This is a genomic window from Pseudomonas sp. TJI-51 (assembly GCF_000190455.2).
In the GTDB taxonomy this organism is placed as follows: domain Bacteria; phylum Pseudomonadota; class Gammaproteobacteria; order Pseudomonadales; family Pseudomonadaceae; genus Aquipseudomonas; species Aquipseudomonas juntendi.
Genome location: NZ_AEWE02000130.1, coordinates 1 through 3,836, shown reverse-complemented (window position 1 = coordinate 3,836; position 3,836 = coordinate 1). Strand labels below are relative to the sequence as shown.

At 62.5% G+C, this 3,836-nt stretch carries 3 protein-coding genes; all 3 read right to left on the bottom strand.

What is annotated here, in order from left to right; translation table 11 throughout:
- Positions 1-184: 184 nt before the first annotated feature.
- The 3 genes from tpx to G1E_RS23945 all read right to left on the bottom strand — a co-directional run bounded on the left by tpx (position 185) and on the right by G1E_RS23945 (position 3,610).
- Positions 185-685, bottom strand: coding sequence for a thiol peroxidase (tpx, locus tag G1E_RS23955; protein ID WP_009682400.1), 501 nt, complete (start codon positions 683-685; stop codon positions 185-187).
- A 209-nt stretch (positions 686-894) separates the two neighbouring features.
- Complete coding sequence (locus tag G1E_RS23950) at positions 895-2,175, bottom strand: serine/threonine transporter (protein WP_047150160.1); 1,281 nt, start codon at positions 2,173-2,175, stop codon at positions 895-897.
- Positions 2,176-2,413: 238 nt separating this feature from the next.
- The gene (locus G1E_RS23945; RefSeq protein ID WP_009682398.1) at positions 2,414-3,610 is read right to left on the bottom strand and encodes an amino acid aminotransferase; all 1,197 of its coding nucleotides are present in this window, start codon (positions 3,608-3,610) and stop codon (positions 2,414-2,416) included.
- Between the last annotated feature and the right edge of the window lie 226 nt (positions 3,611-3,836).

Genomic DNA, 3,836 nt, shown 5'->3' with positions numbered 1-3,836 from the left:
CAGGCATAATTGGCGCGAAACAAACGTAGGAGCGAGCGCAGCTCGCGATGCGCCGCGCGGGCGGCGCTCGATCTCACAAGCGCTAAAGATGCCACGGCGAGCACTGACAACCCTGCAGAGCAGAGCTGCACTCTTTCCTACAGGGCTATCACAACATCAAAGCGCTCCGCGACAGGCGCGCTGCTTACTTCAGTACCGCCAGTGCAGCCTCGTAGTCCGGTTCTTCAGCGATTTCGCCGACCAGCTCGCTGTGCAGCACTTTATCGTTCTCGTCCAGCACCACCACGGCGCGGGCGGCCAGGCCAGCCAGCGGGCCATCGGCGATGGCCACGCCGTAGTTTTCGAGGAACTCGCGGCCACGCAGGGTCGACAGGTTCTTCACGTTCTCCAGGCCCTCGGCGCCGCAGAAACGTGCCTGCGCAAACGGCAGGTCGGCGGAGATGCACAGCACCACGGTGTTGGATACATCGTTGGCCTGGGCGTTGAACTTGCGCACCGAAGTGGCACAGGTTGGGGTGTCGACGCTCGGGAAGATGTTCAGCACCTTGCGCTTGCCGGCGTAGTCTTTCAGCGACTTGTCAGCCAGGCCTTCACCCACCAGGGAAAAAGCCGGAGCCTGGGCGCCGGCCTGTGGCAGGTTGCCGTTGACCTGAACCGGGTTGCCTTTGAGAGTCACTTGAGCCATGACGAAATCCTTATGCGGGGTTTGAAAAGGACACCGAGTTAAGCATGAAGGCGGCCGAGTGCCTATGGGGGCGGGTGAATTTGTTCTATTCCCGGATAATGTTTGTGAACAAACTTCCGGCTTTCTCGCCGCTTGCCGGGTGAGTTTAACGCGCAAAAAAACCCGGGCGGCGCCAGCCAACCCGGGCTTGTTTCATAGTCAGCCGTGACTCAACCCAGCAGGCCGTACACCACCGAAGTCAGCGCAACCAGACCAACCACCACCACGAATACGTTGGACGCCGCGCCGCTGTACTTGCGCATGGACGGTACACGGCGAATGGCGTACATCGGCATCAGGAACAGCAGCACCGCAAGGATCGGGCCGCCGAGCGATTCGATCATGCCGAGGATGCTCGGGTTGAGGGTGGCGACGACCCAGCACACTACCAGCATCAACCCTGCAACCACCCGGTCCAGGGCCTTGGCGCCCGGGCGTGCGCCGGTCTTGGCGATAATGCCCTTGAGGCCTTCACTGGCACCGATGTAGTGGCCGAGGAACGACTTGGCGATGGCTACGAAGGCAATCAGCGGCGCGGCGAACGCGATGGTCGGGTTGCTGAAGTGGTTGGCCAGGTACGACAGGATCGATAGGTTCTGCGCCTTGGCTTCAGCCAGCTGCGCGCTGCTCAGGGTCAGCACGCAACTGAACACGAAGAACAGCACCATCACCACCATCAACAGGTGGGCACGGCGCAGAATCTGCCCGCTGCGCTCATCGGCGTGGTCGCCGTAGCGGCGTTTCTGGTCCACGGCGAAGGCCGAAATGATCGGCGAGTGGTTGAAGGAAAACACCATCACCGGAATGGCCAGCCACAAGGTGTGCAGGAAGGCCGAGGCCGGTGGCACCTGGGTGGCGCTATCGAGGATACCGCCAGTCCAGTGCGGCACCAGATACAGGCCCAGCAGCGCCAGGGCAACGATGAACGGGTATACCAGCAGGCTCATGACCTTGACCGTGGCCTGCTCGCCGCAGCGCACGATGGCCAGCAGGCCAAGAATCAGCACGAACGACAGCATGGCCCGTGGCGGTGGCTGCAGGTGCAACTGGTGCTCGATGAAGCTGGACACGGTGTTGGTCAGCGCCACGCTGTAGATCAGCAGGATCGGGAAGATGGCGAAGAAGTACAGCACGGTGATCGAGGTGCCCGCAGTGCTGCCGAAATGCTCCTTGACCACCTCGGTGATATCACCACCGGTGCGCCCGGAAAGCACGAAACGGGTCAACCCACGGTGGGCGAAATAGGTCATCGGGAATGCCAGCACGGCCAGGACCAGCAGCGGCCAGAAGCCGCCAAGGCCGGCGTTGATCGGCAGGAAAAGGGTGCCAGCACCGATGGCGGTGCCGAACAGGCCCAGCATCCAGGTGGTGTCGTGCCGCGCCCAGTTACCGAGGGTGGCGGGGGTCGATTCTGCAAAGCGTTGTTCAACGCTTGGGGCCTGCTCATTCATTCCGGGTGAAGCTCCACTCGCAAGACTGCAACAGGCTGAGAATGGCGAAATGGTGCGTTCGCCCAACTCAACCGGAAAAGAGGGGCGCGATTGTGCACGGAAAGGTTGCACTTGCGAAGCCCTTTTCCGAGGGGCGGTTGCACTTGTCTTTACAAGTGGCAGGCATCGCGGGTGTTGCGCGGTGGATGCAAGAGCGGCCTTGCAGCGCGAACGGGGTGCTCAGCACCCCGGTGCAGGGTTACTTCTGCACGGCAGCAAATGCCTCGGCTACCCGGTGAAGGTTGGCTGGGCGCAGGCCGGACATGCACACGCGGCCGCTATCGATCAGGTACACGCCAAATTCGTCGCGCAGGCGGCGGACCTGCTCGACGCTGAAGCCGGTGTAGCTGAACATGCCACGCTGGCGCAGGAAGAACTGGAAGTCCTGGCCTGGAAGCAGCACGGCCAGGGCATCGACCAGCGCCTGGCGCATATCCAGAATGCGCTTGCGCATCACTTCGACTTCCTCGGCCCACTGGGCATTCAGGCCGGCATCGCCGAGCACCCCAGCCACCAGTTGGGCACCGAAATTGGGCGGGCTGGAATAGTTGCGGCGCACGGTGGCCTTGAGCTGGCCCAGCACGCTCTGTGCGGTGGCCGCGTCGTCGCACACCACTGACAAGCCACCGACCCGCTCGCCATACAGCGAGAAGATTTTCGAGAACGAGTTGCTGACTAGGCACGGTACGCCGGCACGGGCCATTTCGCGGATAGCGTAGGCGTCCTCGACCAGGCCCTCGGCAAAGCCCTGGTAGGCGATGTCGAGGAACGGGATCAACTGGCGGGCCTTGACCACTTCGACCACCTGCTGCCACTGGTTCTGGGCCAGGTCGGCACCGGTCGGGTTATGGCAGCACGGGTGCAGCAGGACCACGCTATTGGCCGGCAGCGCTTGCAGGGTGGCCAGCATGCCGTCGAAGTCGACGCCGCGGGTGGCCTGATCGAAGTACGGGTAGGTGTGCACCTTGAAACCGGCACCCTCGAAGATGGCACGGTGGTTGTCCCAGGTCGGGTTGCTGACCCAGACTTCCGACTGCGGGAAGTAGCGCTTGAGGAAGTCGGCGCCGACCTTCAACGCCCCAGAGCCACCTACGGTCTGCACCGTGGCCACGCGCCCACCCGTCACGGCCGGGTGATCGGCGCCGAACAGCAGCGCCTGAATCGCCTGACGGTAGCTGGCCAGGCCTTCCATAGGCAGGTACAGGGACGCTTCATGGTCCTGGCCGGCGATGCGCTTTTCCACCGCATCCACCGCCGCCAATTGCGGCACCACGCCGGCCTCATCGTAATACAGGCCGATGCTCAGGTTGACCTTGTCGGCGCGCGGGTCGGCCTTGAAAGTTTCCATCAACGAGAGGATCGGGTCGCCGGCATAGGCATCGACATGTTTGAACACAGCGTGCAGCTCCTTGGATCAGGACAGTACGAAAAGTCAGCCCTGAGCATACCCGCACACACGGCTCAGGAACATCCACTAATGTGCAAGGTTGTCTATGCAACATTGCATGGCCAGGGTTTTATGCTGGCAGTGATGGCCTAATCGCCGGCAAGCCAGCTCCCACAGGGAGCGCGTCAGGGCTGTCGGTGTTTGCCACAAGTTATGCAGCGCCTGTGAGATCGAG

Excerpts from the sequence above, each read along its gene's own strand:
- tpx (WP_009682400.1), bottom strand. The coding sequence starts at position 685 with ATGGCTCAAGTGACTCTCAAAGGCAACCCGGTTCAGGTCAACGGCAAC.
- G1E_RS23950 (WP_047150160.1), bottom strand. The coding sequence starts at position 2,175 with ATGAATGAGCAGGCCCCAAGCGTTGAACAACGCTTTGCAGAATCGACC.